This window comes from Variovorax sp. OV084 (genome assembly GCF_900111625.1).
Lineage (GTDB): Bacteria > Pseudomonadota > Gammaproteobacteria > Burkholderiales > Burkholderiaceae_C > Variovorax.
In genome coordinates this window covers 60999-80364 of sequence record NZ_FOII01000020.1, presented here as the reverse complement: position 1 = coordinate 80364, position 19366 = coordinate 60999, and the positions used below count along the sequence as shown (strand labels likewise).

Annotated in this window: 23 protein-coding genes; 3 read left to right on the top strand and 20 right to left on the bottom strand. The window is 65.9% G+C overall.

The annotated features are described in order from the left end of the window. Positions 1-77 precede the first annotated feature (77 nt). Positions 78-965, top strand: coding sequence for a LysR family transcriptional regulator (locus BMW87_RS29925; RefSeq protein WP_093081283.1), 888 nt, complete (start codon positions 78-80; stop codon positions 963-965). 18 nt (positions 966-983) lie between these two features. Here the strand turns inward: BMW87_RS29925 and BMW87_RS29920 are convergent, their stop codons facing one another. The 5 genes from BMW87_RS29920 to BMW87_RS29900 all read right to left on the bottom strand — a co-directional run bounded on the left by BMW87_RS29920 (position 984) and on the right by BMW87_RS29900 (position 5041). Then, positions 984-2441, bottom strand: a complete 1458-nt coding sequence (locus BMW87_RS29920) for a catalase (protein WP_093081280.1) — start codon at positions 2439-2441, stop codon at positions 984-986. A gap of 65 nt (positions 2442-2506) precedes the next feature. Beyond that, positions 2507-3052, bottom strand: coding sequence for an Ohr family peroxiredoxin (locus BMW87_RS29915; RefSeq protein WP_093081277.1), 546 nt, complete (start codon positions 3050-3052; stop codon positions 2507-2509). Between the two features lie 35 nt (positions 3053-3087). Continuing rightward, on the bottom strand, positions 3088-3669 hold the full coding sequence (locus BMW87_RS29910; protein ID WP_093081274.1) for a YceI family protein: 582 nt from the start codon (positions 3667-3669) through the stop codon (positions 3088-3090). A gap of 73 nt (positions 3670-3742) precedes the next feature. Continuing rightward, entirely contained in the window at positions 3743-4498 is a 756-nt protein-coding gene (locus BMW87_RS29905) for an SDR family oxidoreductase (protein ID WP_093081272.1), read from the bottom strand. A 63-nt stretch (positions 4499-4561) separates the two neighbouring features. Continuing rightward, positions 4562-5041, bottom strand: coding sequence for a carboxymuconolactone decarboxylase family protein (locus BMW87_RS29900; RefSeq protein ID WP_093081269.1), 480 nt, complete (start codon positions 5039-5041; stop codon positions 4562-4564). A 290-nt stretch (positions 5042-5331) separates the two neighbouring features. Here BMW87_RS29900 and BMW87_RS29895 point away from each other — a divergent pair, with 290 nt between their 5' ends. Next, on the top strand, positions 5332-5628 hold the full coding sequence (locus tag BMW87_RS29895) for a hypothetical protein (protein WP_093081267.1): 297 nt from the start codon (positions 5332-5334) through the stop codon (positions 5626-5628). Positions 5629-5704: 76 nt separating this feature from the next. On the opposite strand, the gene BMW87_RS29890 is transcribed toward BMW87_RS29895, so the two are convergent. From BMW87_RS29890 to BMW87_RS29835, 12 genes are all read right to left on the bottom strand, one after another. Next, entirely contained in the window at positions 5705-6337 is a 633-nt protein-coding gene (locus tag BMW87_RS29890; RefSeq protein ID WP_093081264.1) for a peroxiredoxin-like family protein, read from the bottom strand. Positions 6338-6385: 48 nt separating this feature from the next. After that, positions 6386-6643, bottom strand: a complete 258-nt coding sequence (locus BMW87_RS29885) for a ubiquitin carboxyl-terminal hydrolase 14 (RefSeq protein WP_093081262.1) — start codon at positions 6641-6643, stop codon at positions 6386-6388. 102 nt (positions 6644-6745) lie between these two features. Further along, entirely contained in the window at positions 6746-8428 is a 1683-nt protein-coding gene (locus BMW87_RS29880) for an electron transfer flavoprotein-ubiquinone oxidoreductase (protein WP_093081260.1), read from the bottom strand. Between the two features lie 12 nt (positions 8429-8440). Next, a complete protein-coding gene (locus BMW87_RS29875) occupies positions 8441-9340 on the bottom strand; it encodes a glutathione S-transferase family protein (protein WP_093081258.1) in 900 nt (299 codons plus the stop codon). A gap of 222 nt (positions 9341-9562) precedes the next feature. Further along, positions 9563-9982 (bottom strand): cupin domain-containing protein, encoded by a 420-nt coding sequence (locus BMW87_RS29870; RefSeq protein ID WP_093081318.1) that lies wholly within the window; start codon positions 9980-9982, stop codon positions 9563-9565. Between the two features lie 161 nt (positions 9983-10143). Continuing rightward, complete coding sequence (locus BMW87_RS29865) at positions 10144-10599, bottom strand: carboxymuconolactone decarboxylase family protein (protein WP_093081255.1); 456 nt, start codon at positions 10597-10599, stop codon at positions 10144-10146. A 61-nt stretch (positions 10600-10660) separates the two neighbouring features. Next, positions 10661-11854: a bifunctional alpha/beta hydrolase/OsmC family protein gene (locus BMW87_RS29860; protein WP_093081252.1), complete on the bottom strand. Its 1194-nt coding sequence runs from the start codon at positions 11852-11854 to the stop codon at positions 10661-10663. Between the two features lie 17 nt (positions 11855-11871). Then, complete coding sequence (locus tag BMW87_RS29855) at positions 11872-12258, bottom strand: OsmC family protein (protein ID WP_093081250.1); 387 nt, start codon at positions 12256-12258, stop codon at positions 11872-11874. Between the two features lie 30 nt (positions 12259-12288). After that, on the bottom strand, positions 12289-12891 hold the full coding sequence (wrbA, locus tag BMW87_RS29850) for an NAD(P)H:quinone oxidoreductase (RefSeq protein ID WP_093081247.1): 603 nt from the start codon (positions 12889-12891) through the stop codon (positions 12289-12291). A gap of 44 nt (positions 12892-12935) precedes the next feature. Further along, positions 12936-13295, bottom strand: a complete 360-nt coding sequence (locus BMW87_RS29845) for a hypothetical protein (protein WP_256216976.1) — start codon at positions 13293-13295, stop codon at positions 12936-12938. A 14-nt stretch (positions 13296-13309) separates the two neighbouring features. Further along, complete coding sequence (locus BMW87_RS29840) at positions 13310-13927, bottom strand: glutathione S-transferase family protein (RefSeq protein ID WP_093081245.1); 618 nt, start codon at positions 13925-13927, stop codon at positions 13310-13312. A 504-nt stretch (positions 13928-14431) separates the two neighbouring features. Further along, complete coding sequence (locus BMW87_RS29835) at positions 14432-15622, bottom strand: MFS transporter (protein ID WP_093081242.1); 1191 nt, start codon at positions 15620-15622, stop codon at positions 14432-14434. A 14-nt stretch (positions 15623-15636) separates the two neighbouring features. Between BMW87_RS29835 and BMW87_RS29830 the strand changes: the two genes are divergently transcribed. Next, complete coding sequence (locus tag BMW87_RS29830) at positions 15637-16515, top strand: AraC family transcriptional regulator (RefSeq protein ID WP_093081239.1); 879 nt, start codon at positions 15637-15639, stop codon at positions 16513-16515. Here BMW87_RS29830 and BMW87_RS29825 read toward each other — a convergent pair. The 3 genes from BMW87_RS29825 to BMW87_RS29815 all read right to left on the bottom strand — a co-directional run bounded on the left by BMW87_RS29825 (position 16512) and on the right by BMW87_RS29815 (position 19231). Beyond that, entirely contained in the window at positions 16512-17117 is a 606-nt protein-coding gene (locus tag BMW87_RS29825; protein ID WP_093081237.1) for an acyloxyacyl hydrolase, read from the bottom strand. The genes BMW87_RS29830 and BMW87_RS29825 overlap by 4 nt on opposite strands. A 68-nt stretch (positions 17118-17185) precedes the next feature. Then, entirely contained in the window at positions 17186-17986 is an 801-nt protein-coding gene (locus BMW87_RS29820; RefSeq protein ID WP_093081234.1) for a hypothetical protein, read from the bottom strand. A gap of 3 nt (positions 17987-17989) precedes the next feature. After that, a complete protein-coding gene (locus BMW87_RS29815) occupies positions 17990-19231 on the bottom strand; it encodes a hypothetical protein (protein ID WP_093081232.1) in 1242 nt (413 codons plus the stop codon). Positions 19232-19366: the final 135 nt, after the last annotated feature.

Genomic DNA, 19366 nt, shown 5'->3' with positions numbered 1-19366 from the left:
GAAGTCTTCAATCTAGGTCGTCCACCTGCGCTTCGGTAGTGGGGAAAAATGGAAACACTTGTGCCCCGGAGTCTTCAATGAATGTTCTCGACCACGCGCCTGGGTTGGCGGCCTTTGCCAGTGCCGTGGAGGCCGGTTCGTTCAGTGCGGCCGCGCGCACCCTGGGGACGTCGCCATCGGCGGTCTCCAAAAGCGTGGCGCGACTGGAGCAACGCTTCGGTGTGCGGCTCTTCCAGCGTTCCACGCGAGTGCTGTCGCTGACGCAGGAGGGCGCCGCGTATTACGAACGCATCGCACCGCTGCTGCGCGCGCTCGACGAGGCTGGCGACGTGATGAAGCCTGCCGGCGTCGCGCGGGGCGTGCTGCGCATCACGGCGCCCGGCGATCTCGGGCGCATCCTTCTGGAACCGGTGGTCGGCAAGTTTCTGCCCAGCCATCCTGAGCTGAAGCTGGAGATGAGCCTTGCCGACCGCCATGTTGACCTGATCCGCGAGGGCTATGACATCGCCATTCGCGCGGGGCAGGTGGCCGACTCCGACCTCACCGCGCGACGCCTCGCCGACCTGCCGCTCGTGCTGGTGGCATCGCCCGGGTACTTGGCGCGTCGCGGCACGCCCGCGTCGATCGATGCGCTGCACAGCCACGCACATGTGCGCTACATGCTGGGCGGCAAGCCCTTTCCGATCCGCTTCGCCAATGGCAACGTATTGAATCCCGCTGGCGTGTTCGACACGGACAATAGCGTCGCGCTGCGCATCGCGGCGCTGGGCGACCTGGGCATCGTGCAGATCCTGCGCCTGTTCGTACAGGACGACATCGATGCCGGTCGGCTGGTGTCGCTGCTGCCGTTGCAGCAGCTGCCGCTCGTGACCATCTCGGCCCTGCATGCCTTCGGACGCCAGGCGCCGGCGCGTGCGCGGCTTTTGATCGAGTTTCTCGCAGCGGAGCTGGAGCGGCTGTCCTGAGCTGGGAACGCGGGGGCCTCAGAGACCCAGCGCCTTCGCCACTCCCGCGCCGTAGGCTGGATCGGCCTTGGTGCAGTTGTCGATGTGGCGGCGCTTGATGAACTCCGGCGCATCGCCCATCGCACGCGCGGTGTTGTCGAACAGCGCCTGCTGCTGCTCGGGCTTCATCAGCCGGAACAGGTCGCCGGGCTGCTTGTAGTAGTCGGCATCGTCCTCGCGGAAGTTCCAGAAGTCGGCATCGCCGCGCAGCTTGAGCGGCGGCTCGCGATAGTCGGGCTGTTCCTGCCACTGGCCGAAGCTGTTGGGCTCGTAGTGCAGCGTGCCGCCGTAGTTGCCGTCCACGCGCATCGTGCCGTCGCGGTGGTTGCTGTGCACCGGGCAGCGCGCGGCATTCACCGGAATCTGGTGGTGGTTCACGCCCAGGCGGTAGCGCTGCGCATCCGAATACGCGAAGAGGCGCGCCTGCAGCATCTTGTCGGGCGAGACGCTGATGCCCGGCACCAGGTTGTTGGGCGCGAAGGCGCTCTGCTCGACGTCGGCAAAGAAGTTCTCGGGGTTACGGTTCAGTTCCATCACGCCCACCTCGATCAGCGGGTAGTCCTTCTTGGGCCAGACCTTGGTCAGGTCGAAGGGGTGGTAGGGCACCTTCTCTGCATCGGCTTCGGCCATCACCTGCACGTAGAGCGTCCACTTGGGAAAGTCGCCGCGGCCGATCGAATCGAACAGGTCGCGCTGGTGGCTCTCGCGATCACCGCCCACGAGCGCCGAGGCTTCGGCATCGGTGAGGTTCTTGATGCCCTGCTGCGTCTTGAAGTGGAACTTGACCCAGAAGCGCTCGTTGGCCGCATTCACGAAGCTGTAGGTGTGCGAGCCGAAGCCGTGCATGTGGCGGTAGCTCGCCGGAATGCCGCGGTCGCTCATCACGATGGTCACCTGGTGCAGCGCCTCGGGCAGCAGCGTCCAGAAGTCCCAGTTGTTGGTGGCACTGCGCATGTTGGTCTTGGGGTCGCGCTTCACGGCCTTGTTGAGGTCTGGAAACTTGCGCGGGTCGCGCAGGAAGAAGACGGGCGTGTTGTTGCCCACCAGGTCCCAGTTGCCTTCCTCGGTATAGAACTTCAGCGCGAAGCCGCGGATGTCGCGTTCGGCATCGGCCGCGCCGCGTTCGCCGGCCACGGTGGTGAAGCGCGCGAACATTTCGGTCTTCTTGCCCACGGCGGCAAAGAGCTTGGCGCGCGTGTACTTCGTGATGTCGTGCGTGACAGTGAAGGTGCCGAAGGCGCCCGAGCCCTTGGCATGCATGCGGCGCTCAGGAATGATCTCGCGGTTCAGGTTGGCCAGCTTCTCGAGCAGCCACACGTCCTGCATCAGGACGGGGCCGCGGGGGCCAGCGGTGAGGCTGTTCTGGTTGTCGACCACGGGCGCGCCGAAGGCGGTGGTCAGCGGAGTCTTCTTCGAGGGGGCGGATGAATCGCTCATGAAGGGCTTTCTCAACGATGGGAAGGGAGCGCCTGTCGAGCGTGGCGCCCCGGGGCTGCGGGTTCCTATGCCGTCAGTGCAACGACGCTTGTGATGCCGTCGCGGGTCATCTTTGCGTAGGGGCAGAATCTTTCCGTGCTGCGCACCAGCTCTTCGGCCACGCTTTTCTCGACATCGGGCAAATGAATCCGAACGCCGGCAGTGAGCATGAAGAGTCCATCGACAGGATCGCGTCCGAAAGCGACGGACACCTGCACGGTGGCATCGTGAACTGGAATCCTTTTCTTGGCCGCCAACAGGTTCAACGCACCATGGAAGCACGCGGCATAGGCCGCCGCGAACAGCTGCTCCGGGTTGGTGCCGCCGCCGTCGCCGCCGAGCGCAGCAGGAAGCCGCAGCTGCGCATCGAGGTTGCCATCGTCGGAGCGCGCGACGCCCGAGGCCCGTCCGTGTTCCGCTTCGCCGCCGCTCACCGTGACGACTGTCGAATAGATCGGCTGGAACTCCTGCCCCTTGTACTTTTCGAGCAGCGTGACGGGCGGTGGCTGCAATCGGCCTGGTCGAACGGCTGCAGCTGCGATGGCAGTGCCTTTGTCTTTCTGCGTAGGCATTCCAGGCTTCTGTTCAATGGTGGATGAAGGTGCGCTCAAGCAGCCGGGACTTCGAGTTCGAAGGCCGCGCTGATGATGAGGCTGAGTTCGTCGCCGATCATCGGGAGCGCAGCGGTCACACCGTACTCGCTGCGGCGGATGCGTCCTCGAATGTCGAATCCGATCGTGTAGACCTGCTTGGCTGGATTCATGCCGGCCCCGACGAAGCTCGCGTCGAATGCGACGTTGCGTGTCACGCCGTGCAAGGTGAGCGCGCCGTTCACTTGAAATGAATTTTCGGCAAGGGAAAGAGGCGCGGCGAAGTTGAAGGCGATCAATGGGAACCGCTCGCCGTCGAGCCATTCGCGGCTCTTGAGTTCGTCGTCGAGGATCCGGCTCGTCGTCTTCACGTTGGTGACCGGTACGGAAACCGCCAGGCGTGTGTCGCTGCCGCTTGCCGACAGCGGAATGTCGAGCGAACCGCCTGGCATGGTGAACTCGCCGTAATAGGTCGAGATGCCGAAGTGCGACACGCTGAAGAGCACGTGCGAATGCACCGGATCGATGACGTAGCGCCCGCGACTGACGTCGGCCAGTCTTGTCGAGGCGAGTGTGGAAAGCTTGGAGCTGTCGGGCATGGGACACCAAGGGGGTGAGAGGAGGAACTGGGAGCCCCCGGGCGCACTGGATGCGCCCGAGGGCTGGCTGGTATCAGCGTGCCGGCTTGGGCAGTGCGAACCAGGCCTCGAAGCTGAGCGCTCCGATGCGCGGATTGGCGCCCGGCACCAGCGTGTCGTCCTTCAGCTCTGCACCGAAGTAACGAGCGTGCACATCCTGGACGACCTTGCGCGGATCGTTGGTCTTGGCGAGAAAACGCTGCACGAGATCGGACAGGCGAACGCGCTCGGGGCCCGCAATTTCGACCACACCATTCACCGGGTTGCCCAGGGTGTAGTCCGCGACCGCGGCGGCGACGTCATCCGATGCGATCGGTTGCACGAAGGCCGGCGAGAGGTGCACGGTGTCGCCGTCGGTGCCTGATTGCGCAATGCCGCCGAGGAACTCGAAGAACTGCGTCGAATGGACGATGGTGTAGGGAATCTTCGATTCGCGGATCAGCTTTTCCTGTGCGATTTTGCCGCGGAAGTAGCCGCTTTCCGAGAGGCGGTCCGTGCCGACCACCGACAGCGCGACGTGGTGCTTCACGCCGGCCACGGCTTCAGCGGCCAGCAGGTTGCGTCCGGAGGTCTCGAAGAACTCGAGCACAGCCTTGTCCTCGAACGAGGGCGAGTTCGCCACGTCCAGCACGACCTGCGTGCCCTGGAGGGCCTCCGCCAAGCCTTCGCCGGTGATGGTGTTGACGCCCGAAGCCGGCGATGCGGCAACGACCTCATGGCCGGCTTCGCGAAGCTTGCTGACGACCTTCGAGCCGATGAGACCCGAGCCGCCGATGACGACGATCTTCATGATGATTTCCTTATAGCCCGCACGGGGCCGGGTGGATGACGGGGTGAGTTCTCGCGGTGCGGATCAGGCGAGCTTTGCCTTGTCCAGGCCGAAGACCTTGTCGGAGGCGCCGGGCACGCTCTTGAAGGCGATGTTCAGGCGGCTCCAGGCGTTCGTTGACATGACGAGGAAGGTGAGGTCGGAGATTTCCTTTTCCGACAGTTGCGTGCGCACGCGCTCGTAGATGTCGTCGGGCACGCCTTGCTCGGGGATCTTGGTCAGCACTTCGGTCCAGGCCAGTGCCGCGCGCTCGCGCGGGATGAACAGCGTCGACTCGCGCCATGCGGCCAGGTGGTACAGGCGCAGCTCGCGCTCGCCCTGGATCTTGGCCTGCTTGACGTGCATGTCCAGGCAGAACGTGCAGCCGTTGAGCTGCGACGTGCGGATCGACACGAGGTTGCGGATCGGCTCTTCGATGGTGCTTTCCTTGATGGCGTTGAGGAACTCGACGAACTTCTTGAAGAGTTCGGGCGATTGCTCGACATAGTTGACGCGTTGGGTCATGACTACTCCTGGAATGGGGGGTGGCGGATGCTTGGACTCAGAAGCGGCTGAGTCATCCGTTTGCGAAGATCGCGCAGACAGGAGGTAGCGTATGTTTGGCAGGCTGCCGTCGGTAGCCATGCACGAGGCTTCACGGTGTTGCCCAACGCGCAACAATCCGACCCGGGACTCGGCATGTTTCCGAAATGACACCAGTCGAAAGTGAAAGCCGGCGAGGCCGCGCCCTAGAATTTTTTGGGACGCTTGCGGCAACGCGGTGTCATCTCACTCACTTTCGGAAAGCCAATCCCATGTTCAAACACATCACCGCAATCACGGCCGCCCTCCTGGCCGCGACGAGCGTCTTCGCGCAATCGGCGGAGAACCAGGTCATCACCGACAGCAAGCCCCAGGTGCGAGCGCAGGCCAAGGTGGCGGCGAAATCGCAGGGCAAGGTTGCCGCACCTTCGGGCGATACGGTCAAGACCGCCGAAGGCGGTGCGATCGGGGCCGACAAGGCCGCCGTCGCCGGCGAGAAGCGTCACCAGACGCGTGACACCCGCAAACCGAATCGCCGCAAGCCCGTTCCCGGCGGCACGCCCAACTGAGCAGCGAATTGCCGAGGTTCATGCGACGAAGCCCGCCAGTCATTGGCGGGCTTCGTCGCATGGGCCGCCGCAGGCGTCAGCTGCCGCTAGCCGTGAGGGCGCGGCCGCGGACCATGCCTTCGATGACGCGCAGCACATCGGCCGGCTCCGCGCGCTTTCGGATGTCTTCCTCGATGTGGGCGAAACGGATGCGGCCTTGCTCGTCGATCACATAGGTCGCCGGAACCGGCAACACCCACAGGCCGTTGCCATTCAGGACAGGAATGTCGGTGCCCACCGAACCGTAGAAGCTCACCAGTTCGGGAGGAAGCGTGAAGGCCAGCTCAAAGCCATTGGCAGCATCGAGGTTCGAATCGCTGAGCACGGTGAACGCGAGCTGGTTATCCTCGGCCGTTTGCATCGAGTGGTCAGGCGTCTGCGGCGAGATCGCCAGAAGCGTGGCGCCCAGCCGTGCGAGGTCCTCCGCGCGCTGGTGCCAGGCCCGCAACTGGAGGCTGCAGTAACCGCACCAGCCGCCACGGTAGAAAACCAGCACGAGTGGTCCCTTGCGCCACACGTCCGACAGACGAACCGGCTGGCCGGAACCGTCCGGCAATGTCGCGTCGGCTGCAAGGTCGCCGGCGCGCTTGGCGCGGGCAGCGATGCCTGTGGCGTCGAACACCGCATCGGCGGCGTCGTTGGGGTCGAAGACTGGAAGTTGCAGGCTCATGGCAAGGCTTTGAAAAGTGGGAGAGGTCGATCGCATCGCACCCGAGGCTCAGACGAGCGTCTTGTCGACATAGCACCATCGCCAGGATTCGCCGGGCTCCGCGGACTGCACGATCGGGTGGCCGGTCTCGTGGAAGTGGCCGGTCGCGTGCTTTCCCTGCGACGAGTCACAGCATCCGACATGGCCGCAGGTCAGGCACATGCGCAGATGCACCCAGCGGCCGCCGGTCCGCAGACATTCCTCGCACCCGTTGGTGGTCGGCGTGACCGGGTGAATCTGGTCCAGGTGCGTGCAACCGGCGGTCATGCGTGCACCTGCGCGTGGAAGGGTGACGATGAAAGCGAGGGGATGAAAATCTTCATGGCATGGGTTCCTTGTGCGTCCGCCGCCAGCGGCGAACAGATCGATCTACATGGATGCATAGGTGGGACCGTCGCCGCCTTCGGGCGCGATCCACACGATGTTCTGGGTCGGGTCCTTGATGTCGCAGGTCTTGCAATGGATGCAGTTCTGCGCATTGATCTGCAGCCGGTCTTCGCCCTTGTCGTTCTGAAGGAATTCGTAGACGCCGGCGGGGCAGTAGCGGCTTTCGGGGCCGGCGTACACGCGCAAGTTGACGTCGACCGGCACCGCCGCATCGCGCAGCGTCAGGTGCACCGGCTGGTCTTCCGCATGGTGCGTGTTGCTCAGGTAGACCGAGCTCGGGCGGTCGAAGCTGCGCACGCCGTCCGGCTTCGGATAGGCGATGGGCTCGCATTGGCTGGCGGGCCGCAGGCTCGCATGGTCCGGGCGCGTGTTGTGCAGCGTCCAGAGCGGCGCGGCGATGCCCAGTTTGGGCATCAACCACTGCTCGACGCCGGTCATCAGCGTGCCGGCGAGCGAGCCCTTCTTGAACCACAGCTTGAAGTTGCGGGACCGATGCAATTCCGTGTGCAGCCAGCTGCCTTCGAAGGCGCGTGGATAGTCCACGAGTTCGTCGCCCGAACGCCCTGCGTGCAGCGCCGCGCATGCGGCCTCCGCGGCCAGCATGCCGGTCTTGATGGCCGCATGGCTGCCCTTGATGCGTGCGGCGTTCAGGTAGCCCGCCTCGCAACCGACCAGGGCCCCGCCGGGGAACACGGTGCGCGGCAAGCTCTGCGGCAAGCCGTTGTTGATCGCCCGTGCACCGTAGCCGATGCGCGTGCCGCCATCGAGATGCCTGCGAATCGCTGGGTGCGTCTTCCAGCGCTGGAACTCCTCGAACGGACTCAGCCAGGGGTTGCGGTAATCGAGCCCGACGACAAAGCCCAGCGCCAGCTGGTGGCCGTCGAGGTGATAGAGAAAGCCGCCACCGAACGTCTCGCGGTCCATGGGCCAGCCCGCGGTGTGCACAACCAAGCCCGGCTCGGCGCGCGAGGGGCCGACTTCCCACAGCTCCTTCAGGCCGATGGCGTAGCTGGCCGCGTCTCGGCCTGCGTCGAGCCCGAACCTTGCGATCAATTGGCGCCCGAGCTGCCCGCGCGCACCTTCGGCAAAGATCGTGTACTTGCCGCGAAGCTCGACACCGGGCTGAAACGGGGCCGTGGGCTCGCCGTTGCGGTCCACACCCACGTTGCCGGTCGCGACGCCCACGACCCGCCCTTGCGGGTCGTACAAGATCTCGGTCGCGGCAAAGCCAGCGAAGATCTCGACGCCGAGACTCTCGGCGTGCGCGGCCAGCCACTTGACCAGCAGGCCGAGGCGCACGACGTAGTTGCCTTCGTTGCGAAAGCACTGCGGCACCAGGAAGCCCGGCGTGCGCATCGCGCGCTGCTTGCCGAGAAACAGGAACTCGTCCCGCGTGACGGGTTGGTTCAGGGGCGCGCCCAGCGCACGCCAGTCGGGCAGCAGTTCGTCGATGGCGCGAGGGTCCATCACCGCGCCCGAGAGCGTGTGCGCGCCGGGCTCGCTGCCTTTTTCGAGCACCGCGACCGAGAGGCCCGCATCGATCTGCTTGATCCGGATGGCTGCCGCCATACCGGCGGGGCCGCCGCCCACGATGACGACGTCGTAGTCCATCGACTCACGCGGCCCAGAGAGGGGCGGCGGGGGAGGGGCTGGCACACCGGTCATGGGCGACGGCTTTTACAGATCGAGCCGGATCGCACCATTGCTGACATAGCGCGAGAAGTTCTGGAACGGAATGGCCGCTTGGCCGCGATAGTTCTCGTCCTGCCAGCTGAACACCGTGTCCATCCGGGAGACTTCGACCTCCACGAGACCGCGGCGCACTTCGAGTTCGGGACCGTCGCCTTCGCTGTACTCCACCACGCCGACCACTTCGGCGTTCAGCGTGGTAGCCAGGTTGTCGCGGATCCGTTCGTCCAGGCGCATCAACTGGTCGGGGGCACTGTGCGCACGTTCGCTGCGCGGGGCCAAGCCTTCCTCCATCACGAGCGCCGCATGCACGCCTTCGTCCGCATGCATCCGACGAACGAAGGCCGTCAGGTGTTCGAAGTCGTGCAGGCCCACCTTCGTGCCGATGGCCCAGCGCAGCATCACGAAGTGGTAGGCATCTGCGATGGAGCGCCGGCCCGTGAGCCATTCGCGACCCGCAAGTTGCGCATCGAGTCGCTTGAGGTACTCGCGCACATGGGCGCGCGCCGTGGCGGCCAGTTGCGCGGCCAGGCCGTCGTCGGGCAGGTAGCGCTCGGGAAAGAAGATCGGCCTGAACGCCTTGTGTACATCGGAGTTCAGGAAGCCGAGCCAGCGCATCACCTCGGCCCGCGCGCGCGGCGAGCCGTCGCCCGCCAGTTGCAAATGGGGATGTAGGTCCGCGAGGTAGCCGAGGATGGCGACGTTCTCGGTCAGCGTGAAGTCGCCATGCACGAGCAGCGGAACCGCGCCCGTGGGGTTGAGCGCCAGGTACTCCGGCGTCTTGATGCTGCGGCGGTCCATGCGGACCGTCTCGTACGGCTGGCCGGACCACTCGAGCACGATATGGTCGGCCAAGGCGCTCGCACCGGGCATGTAGAAGAGTTTCATGGCAGGGGTCCTGTGAGCTTGTGCCGGCTTCCTGTTGCAGGAAGCGAAAGATGCCTTCCACCCGCCGCGTCGCCGTGTTGCTGGTCGGATTTACGCGGGGACACCGCGCCGACGTGAGTCTGTCCCGTGCACGAACGGGTGGAAAGTGCACGTCTCATTACAGCCGCCTCGGCGATCTGACACCCGTCATCTTCGTTGCGGCGGGTGGAATGCAACCGGTGTTTATTTCACTGGAATGAAGAACTCGGCGCCCTTGTTCTTCACGAGCATGACGACGAACTTCGCGGGCTTGGTCTTGCTCGCATTGCGCCCGACGGTATGGATGTCGTCGGGGCCTTCGTAGAAGGTGTCGCCGGCTTTCAGCGTCACTTCCTTGCCGCCTTTCACGCCCATCACGATCGAGCCTTCGAGCACGTATACGTAGCTGTGGGCGTCGTGGCGATGCACCGGGTCGGCGGCGCCCGGTGGGTAGTCCACCGTGATCATCAGCACTTCCTTGCCGGGGATGTCCTTCATCTCCTGGGTCAGAAGCGGCGTGACCTTGGCGTCCTTGGGCCCGCCGTGCGCGGCGGCGTGTTGTGCCGTCGCGACGCCTGCTGCGAGCAGAAATGTCAGCCCTAGGCTTCTTGCAATCTTGTTCATGGTCATGGACTTGCCTTCATTGATGCGATGGATGAATCGTAGGATCGGGTGCCGGAGCCCGGTAGGCCTGTGCGATGGACCACGGTGTTGTCCGCAAGTCACCAATTGCGCGTTCAGTACAGGGCCCAGCGCGGCGGCATGGGTCGGAGCAACCGGCGCAGTCATGGTCGATCTTTTTCCTCAAGGTGCGGTTGCAAACGATGGCTGGCCTGCGCCGGCGCCTGGAATGACTGGCTCAGGGCGTTCTCCAATGCGATGGCAAGGCTGAGGCCCACCAGCGCCTCTTGCCCCATCAGGGCGAGGACTTCCTGGTAAAGCGTGTCCGGTGCGGGTGTGGAGCTCCGCCGGGCCAGCGCCTCCGCCCAGGCGAGCACGGCTTGCTCTTGCGGCTGGAGTGCCGCGCCGGCTTCGCGCCAGTCCGACACGAGCACCAGCTTCTCGATCGAAAAGCCTGCATCGATGAGCGACAGGAAGTGAGCATCGATGCGCGCGTCGCATCCGTGAACCTGGGCGACACGCAGCCCCGCCAGCCCGACCAGTCCGAGGCAAAGGCCGCACCGTTCGATACACCGGTGAATGAGGTCGACGGCGGTTTGATGAGGGGCGGGAGGGCTCATTGGCGTGCCTTCGTGCTTCGCACCGTGGTGCGCGCTTGCTTGGGGCGGTCCGGTGCGGCGCTCATGCCGGTGGCTCGCCTTGCACGGGCTCGAAGCGCGCTCCCCCTTCGAGCGTCCGGTGGACGGGGCATCGCTGCGCCATGTCCAGCAACTGCGCACGTTGCGCCTCTGTGATAGCGCCGTCCATGGACACCCGCCGGCTGAAGACATCGGGCGGGGAAGCCGCCTTGTCCTTTCGGTGGCTCACCGCGGTGCGGATGCGCGTGACCGGCCAGCCCTTGCTGTCGGCGTAGTGGCGCAGCGTCATGGTCGTGCAGGCGGCGAGCGCGGACGACAAGAGGTTGTAGGGCGTCGGCCCGGAACCGAGCCCACCCACCGTTGCGGGTTCGTCGGCGAGCCAGCGCGAACCGCCCGAGCGCAGCGCAAGCTGGAATTTCCCTAGCCCCGTTTCTTCCGCTTCGGCGTCCGCTGCGACCGGATGACCGGCGGGTGGCTCGGGCAGGTAGCGTGCAGACCAGGTCGCGATCAGGTGGGCGACCTGTTCGGCGTCTTCACGCTGCGACAGCAGGTGGTCCGCATCATCGAGTGAAACGAAACTCTTGGGATGCCTCGCCGCCAGAAAGATGCGCGTGGCGTTCTCGATGTCGACCGTTCGGTCCTGCGGCGCGTGGAGCAGCAGCAGGGGCCGGTGCAGGGCCGCGATGCGCGCCCCGGGGTCGTGTCTGCGCAGGTCGTCCACGAAGGCCTTGCCGACCGCCATTGGCCGCCCGACCACCTGGACCAACGCCTGCCCCTCGGTTTCGAGGCGCGCAAGACCCGCCGGGTCCAGCAGGTGAAGCACCTGCGCCACGTCGAACGGCGCGGCAATCGTCGCGATGGCGCGTGCGCTCGCAATGCGTCCTGCAGCGGCGAGCACGGCCGAGCCGCCGAGGCTGTGTCCGACGAGCAGGCGGGGTGGCATGCCGGCGACCTCCATGGCGTCGGCGGCCGACACCAGGTCCTGCACGTTCAGGGAGAAGCTCGCATCGGCGAAGCGGCCCTCGCTGTCGCCCAGCCCGGTGAAGTCGAAGCGCATCACCCCGATGCCCACGCTGGCCAGCGTCCGCGCGATGCGCACGGCCGCGAGGTTGTTCTTGCCGCAGGTAAAGCAGTGCGCAAAGAGCGCCCAACCCCGCTGGATACCCTCCGGCATTTCGAGGCTGCCTGACAGGCGGTGTCCACCGGTGTTGAGAAATTCGAAGGAGCGAGTGGGCACGTGGCGTGTTCCTGTGTCTAGACCAGACGGGTACGAATCGGGATGCCCGTCTTGAGCGTCAGCGTCACCGGCGTGCGCTCGGCGACATCGGCCAGGCGCGCCGTCTGGGTGTCGTCCAGGCCGGCGATGCGCAGCGATCTTTCGATCAGCATGGCGTTGTCTTCGCGGGAGAGATGAAGGTCCACCTGCACCGATTCGAGCGGCCAGCTTTTGAGGTCCGCATACATGCGCAGCGTGATGGCCGTGCATGCCCCCAGCCCGGCAAGCACCAGTTCGTAGGGCGTGGCTCCCGCACCCTCGCCGCCGAGGACGGAGGGCTCGTCCGAGACGAGCTTGTGTCCGCTGGCGAGGTCGATGTGCGTGCGGTAGTGGTCGCGCCCGATGCGCGCGGTGCCTTGGGCCATGGTCGAGCCTTTTCCTTGCGGGGGCCGGGCTCAGCGCGCCAGGCGCGCCGCGAGCCGCGCGACGTGCTCGCCCTGGAAACGGGCGATCGACAGCTCGTTGTCCGAGGGTAGGCGCTTGCCGTCGGAGCCGGCCAGCGTGGCGGCGCCGTAGGGCGAGCCGCCGGTGATCTCGGCCATGTTCGTCAGGCCCTTGCACGAGTACGGCACGCCGGCGATCAGCATGCCGTGATGCAGCAACGTGGAATGCAGCGATACGAGCGTGGTTTCCTGCCCGCCGTGCTGCGTGCCCGTCGAGGTGAAGGCGCTGCCGATCTTGTTGATGAGCGCGCCCGCGGCCCACAGGCCGCCGGTCTGGTCGAGGAAGGTGCGCATCTGCCCGGCGATGTTGCCGAAGCGCGTCGGCGCGCCGAAGATGATCGCGTCGTAGTCCGGCAGCTCCGCCACGGTGGCGATGGGCGCCGCTTGATCAGCCTTGCCGCCGGCCTGGCGAAACGCGTCGGGTGGCATGGTCTCGGGCACGCGCTTGAGGGCCGCTTCGCAGCCCTCGACCGATCGCGCGCCTTCGGCGACCGCTTGCGCCATCGTTTCGAGATGGCCGTACATGCTGTAGTAGAGAACGAGAACTTTGCTCATGGTGATGGTCCGGGGTTGAGGGAAAAAAAGATCGGCAGGTGCACTCAGGCTTCGAGTGCGGTCGAGTCGCGCCAGCACAGCGCGGTGAGCACGGCGCCTTCGCCGTCGATCTCGAACTCGTCGGGCAGCGGTCCGTCGATGCGTTCCAGTTGGACGGCGTCGGCCAGCCGTTCACGCAGGTCGCGCGCCCATCGGCTGCCGTGTGCCATCCATGCGGGACTGATCTCGTCGCCGTCCGGCGAGGGTTCCAGCATCACGATGACGCGCAGCGTGGGCCCGTCCGTCGACTGGATGGCCCACAGGCGCCGAATGGCGGGCTGCTCGGCGTACCAGCGGGCGAGCGCGCTCGACGTGGCGCAGGCCTGTTCGGGCGCTTCGAGAGAAGATGTCAGCGACAGTCTCATGGCACGCCCGGCGGTTACTGAGGCATGCTGCTCTCGGCAGCCAATGCGGCTTGCACACCGGCGTCGCCGTCCATCATCCGGACGAAACGCGCGAGGTTGTCCAGGCCTTGCATATCGATCTTCTTGGCCGCCGACCAGCGCGAGAGCACGAACAGGTAGGGATCCGCGATGGAGCGCTCGCCAGTCAGCCAGTCGCGTCCGTCGAGTTGGTCGTCCAGCCGCGCGAGATATTCGCGCACGTGGCCGCGCGCGTTGTCCGCAAGGACGGGCGCCATCGATGCGTCTTTCAGGAAGCGCTGCGGCACGAAGATCGGTTTGAACGCCTTGTGCACATCCGAGTTGAGGAAGCCCAGCCAGCGCATGACTTCGGCGCGGGCCCGCGGCGACCCGTCGCCCAGCAGGCGGGCTTCTGGGTACAGGTCGGCCAGGTAGCCGAGGATGGCGACGTTCTCGGTGAGCGACAGGTCGCCGTCCGTCAGTAGGGGCACGGTGCCACCCGCGTTGAGGGCCAGGTAGCCGGGCGACTTGATGCTCTCCAGGCTCATGCGCACCGGCTCGTGGTCTGCGCCGATCCACTGGAGAACGATCAGGTCGGCGAGGGAGCACGCGCCGGGCATGTGATAGAGCTTCATGGGATATCCGTTGGTTTGAGGCGTGTCGCTCGCTTCTTGGCGGGACGGTCGGCTCGTTGTGTGAAGAAGAGAGAGGCTTGCGAACGATTCGATGCTAGGCAGGCATGCGCAGCGACGGAAGTCATGTACGGGGGTGCACCGTGTTGTCGCGAGCGCACCAATGGCGGTGTCTTGCCCGACGCATTGGTGCGTGCAGGGCAACACCACGTTCACGCCATGGCGCCTACCGCCGCTGGCGGGGCGTTCCTACGATCCCGTGAGCCCGACACCTGGAGCACGCATGCCAATGACCGAACCTGAATCCGACAACGACGCGGAGATTGCCGACGCGTCCGACGTCTCGATGCGGTTCGACGGCAAGCGCTGCATCCATGCCAGGTTCTGGGCGGCGCGTAGAGCGAACGGGGTCGTCGCTAATGTGGAAGGCAGGCCAGTCGGCGTTGGAAGCCATGTGCATCGGCTTCAGGAGCGAGCCTTGAGCCGCCACCCGAACGCCCGAGCCATTCAATGGCTGATGTGCACGGCGCGACCCACCGACAGCCCGAGTACGCACATCGCCAGGCACAGCACCAGGCAGACCGACAGCGGCATTGTCCAGTTGCCGGCGGCTTCATGCAGGAAGCCGACCAGCGTCGGGCCGACGGCCGCGAGCAGGTAGCCAATGCACTGTGACATGCCCGAGAGCGACGCGGCGATCTGCTGGTTGCCGGCGCGCAGTCCGACGAAGGCCAGGCTCAGGATCAGTGCCGATCCCATGCCCATGCCGAAGGCGAAGATCCACAGCGGCGTCAATGCAGGCAGGGTCAGCAGGCCTGCAAGGCCGCAGGCACTCAGGGCGGGCGAGGCGAAGGCGAGCCAGCGCTGGTCGGTTATGCGGTGCAGCAGCGGCATCAACAGCAGCGCGGGCACGGCCCCCGCAAGTTGCATCCATCCGTGCAGCGTGCCAGCGCGGGCACTCGAGAAGCCGGCCTCCTGGAGGATGGAAGGCAGCCATGCAATCGCCGCGAAGTAGATGAAGCAGGTCAGGCCCAGATACCCGGCCACCTGCCAGGCCAGCGAGGCCTTCCACACCGATGCGCCCCGCGCGCCCGTGGCAAGGCCCGGCGCCGAGACGGTGCGAAAACGCAGTTGTGGCAGCCACAGCAACGCGGCGGCGAGCGGCAGCACCGCGACCGTGCCCAGCGAGGCGGGCCACCCGGCGCCCAGCGCATGATCCAGCGGCACAGCCACGGCCGAGGCGATGCCTGCGGCGGCGATCATTGCCAGCGCATAGCTGGCCGTGAGCTTCGCCACATGGTGAGGAAAGTCTCTTTTCAGCAAGCTGGGCAACAGCACGTTGGCGATGGCGATCGCGCCGCCGATCACGCAGGTCCCCCCATAGAGCGCCGACACGGTGCCGGCCGAGCGCACGGCGATACCGGCCAGCAGAAACGCCAGCGACGCGAAGAGCACGCGCTCCAGGCCGAATCGGTGCGCAAGGGACGCAGCGAGTGGAGACACCAGGGCGAACGCGAGGAGCGGCAGCGTCGTCAGCAGGCCGGCCTGCGAGGCGTTGAGCGCGAAACTTTCGCGCACCGGTTCGAGCAAAGGACCGAGCGTGGTGATCGGTGCCCGAAGGCTGGCCGCGATGAGCAGGATGCCGGCGATGAGAAGCGCGGCGCGGGACGAGGAATCTGCCGTTTGTGTGGAATGCATGGAGGTACGAAGGAATGCAGGATGTCACCGATGAATCTAGTGACGACGCGCGGATTCGAATGCCTGAGGGCCGACTGAATATGCGCAAATCCGGTCAAGATGAACCGATGGATACGCGCCGCCAGGATCCCTGGACCTTCGAGTTCGACAAGATGGACAACCGTGTGGCTGCCGTGCGGATTCGCACCCGGGCGCTCGCCGAGGAGTTGCCGACGCACCACCATCCGCAGGGGCAACTCGCGATGGTGTTGCGCGGCACCGTGACGTGCGAAGTGCCGGGTGCGCTGTGGATGGCGCCGCTGCACGGTGGTTTCTGGATTCCCGGAAGCGTGCCCCACAGCCTGCGCGTTTCGGCGGACGGGAATGTTTGTTTTCTGTTCGTGGAAGATGCCGCCGTGGCGATGCCGCAGACCTGCTGCGTGTTGAGCATCAGCCCCTTGCTGCGCGAGCTCATTCTTCATTTGGTGGCCTTGCCAGAGAGTGCGCAGCGCGGCGTTCAGACGCAGCGGCTGCACGCCGTGCTGCTTGATCAGCTGGTGCGCATGCCGACCGAGGCCATGCACCTGCCGGTGTCGGAGGAGCCGCGCCTGCGCCGCCTGATCGATGCACTGATGCGCGACCCGGCGGACCGGACCACAGCAGCGCAATGGGCCGCGCGCCTGGCAATGAGCGAGCGAACCCTCACTCGCCTCGTGCAGCACGAAACGGGCATGTCCTTCGGCCGCTGGAGCCAACGCCTGCGCCTGATCGTTGCACTGCAATGGCTGACCTCAGGCCTCTCGGTGCAGCAGGTGGCCAATGACCTGGGTTACGACTCTGTGAGTGCCTTCATTGCCATGTTCAGGAAGGCCATGGGCCAGCCGCCCGCACGCTATCTGGCGCAGCGCCGCTAGAACCTGCGTGCGTATCGGATCTGGACGAAGTTCTCGCCGGGGTTCGGATGCTTGATGCCCGCATTCGAGAAGTGTTCGAGGCGCAGCGCGATCTCGTGCTCGCGTTGCGCGCCGAAGCTGCGGCCGACCGCCAGGTGGGTGCCGAAGTTGAAGCTCGTCGAAAAGCTCTTCTCACGTGTCCTGTAGACCGATGAGGTGGCGGTCACCCCCACCCCGGTTTCGAAGAACCACGGCGAAGCACCGTCCGCCGGGCGGTAGCGCAGCACCGGGACCAGCGCGAACTGCGAAACGTGCGAAAGCCCGGCCCGGTCCGCCGACTGGATCTGCCAGTACGTGTAGGAGGCTTCCAGATAGCTGCTCAGCTCGCCCGATCCCAGCTGCCATCGATAGGGCAGGTCCCAGGTCAGCCCCGCGGTCAGCGTGCGGGTACCGTGCGCCGAGCCGAACTGGGTAAAGAGGGAAGAGGGTTGATACGAAGGGGTGTCGGCGCGCGTCACCTGCGACATGCAGGCGCCGATGCAGAGAAGGACCATTGCCGCGCCATGTCGCTGGCGACGGAGTTGCGGTAGCCGGAGGTTGAAGGGGAAAGTTCGATCGGACATTTGACTTGCGGACGCACCCGGCGGCACGGCTCTCGCGGTGTCGTCGAATGCATCGGATGCTCAGGGGTTCAAGGGCGATGCGCGCTGGCCGATGACGGGGCCGAGCCCACGGTGAATGCAAGCGCGACATCGGCGGGCGCAGTGGCCGGCGAATCTGCAGGCGTTTCGAAACGCCCGCCGAGGCGATTTCCGGACGGGTCTTCGAGGGTGCCGCGCGCGATGAGCCGGTATTCGCCAGCGTGCCATGGGGCATGCGGGGTGAAGGCCCACGTGCGCTCGCCGTCGTTCAGCAGGGCTTGACCACGCACGCGCCGGCCCTGCGGGTCTGCGATCGCGATGTAGTCGGCTTCCCGGCCATCGATGGCGTCGTCCAGCGTCACGACGAGCGTTTGCCTCGACGCGGCGTGCACGGACGACAGGCGCCATGCCGACACCGCCGGACCGCGCGTGTCGACGGGCCCGACGCGCCAGTGCTGGATGGGATGGTCGTCGAGCGTCAAGGTCACATCGTCTCCGTCGACCAGGATCGGCCCGAGAACCTCACGCGCGTTCAGGCCCGTCTTGACGCGGCCCGGATGCAGCAGCACGGTCAGGATTCGGCCGTTGGGCGACCAGAGTTCCTGCTCGAGAAACGGTTGCGCGAGCGGCTTTCCGTCAGGGCGCAGCAACGCGAGCCTCGGCAGCACCGGGCCTTCGATCAGTGTCGCGAACTCGATGGACAGGCGCAGCAGGTTGGCCGGCACCTGATCAGCGGATGGCTGGACGCGCACCGTTTGCGCAGCTGCGGGGGAAGGAGCGGGCGGTCCAGCGTGCGACGCGCCCAGCGTCACGGCGAGCGCCACGGCGCCGCACAGTCGGCGAAGACGCACGGCTTACTCCGATGCCTTGATCAGGTCCGGGAAGCCTTCGTCCTTCAGCAGCATGTCCTGCCGGGGCTTGATGTTCTGCAGCTGGAAGTTGTCGCCCTTGAAGCTGTACTCCGCGAAGGCGTACTCCGAGACGTGGTCGGTCAGCCGGAAGCTCAGTTCCTTGCCGATGGACACGAGCTGCAGCGCATCCTTCTCGAGCCGGCGACGCACGACGACGAAAGATTTCTCGTCGAGGTTGTCCAGCCGCAGCGTGCCGGCCAGCGGGGCTTGCATGACCTCGACGCCCGCGAGTTGCCCGAACGGCACCTGCTTCTCGATGCCGGGACGTGAACCCGTCGCCTCCAGCTGCGACACGGGAATGACGTTCGACACGCGGTCGAAGTTCGCCAGCAGCAGGAAGTCCTCGGTCTTGCCCTGCTCGGTGCGCGAATAGGCAATCATGTCCGCCGGCGTGTTGCCGTAGCCGAGTTCGGCGACCGTCTTGCCGCGGATGTGCGCGCCGTCCTTCAGGTCGTCCAGCGGGATCGTCACCAGCGGCGTGCACGTGTAGGCGGCCACCAGGTAGGGCTTGCCGCCCCAGCTCGCGAAACTCATTGCGCGGATCGGCGCGCGTGTCTCGATCAAGTTGTGGCCCGCGTGGTAGATCTCCACCGAGGTGACCGACTGCTTCGCGTCGAACGGGTACTTCACCCGGCGCAGCGTCGAGGCGAAGTCCTGGTTGGAAAGGCCGGCCACAAAGAGTTCGCCTTCGCGCCACTTCATGTCGGTGACGGTGAAGCTGCGCTCGGGCGTTTCCTTCCAGAAGCTGTAGTCGGAGGTGGGTGCGTCGCGCAGCGCGACCGAGGTGGAGGCGGCTGCCTTCAGGTCGATGCGCCGCGCTTTCTTGTCGCCGGTGACGAGGATGAGCGCCGGCGTCTTCGCGGCGCCGTAGCTCACGGCCACGTATACCTGCGCGGTGCCAGGCCGCACGACCATGTCCTCGACCGTGACCCTGGCTCCGCCGACCTGGGCGGAGAGCAGGCTTTCCAGGTCGAGGATGTTGAACGCCGTGCCCGCGGGCTGCTGCTGTGCCGCCGGCAGCGAGATCGCGTGGACGCGGGCGGCTTTCCAGTCGGCGACGAACAGGATGTTGCCGGGACCCGCGGCAAGGCGGGAGATGGACTTCACGTCCGCCGCAGCGGCGTTGAGGGAAGCACCGAGGCAGCAGGCAAGGGCGAGGGCAGTGGTGATGGTGTGCAGACGCATGGGAAGCTCCTTGAAGGGTGGGATGGACCCCATCGATCCTAGGAACGGCCCGCCCTCGGCGGAAGGTATGCGTGAGAGACCACGGCGTTGTCTGCAAGGCATCAATGCGTCCTCGATCAGGCGCTCATCAAAGGC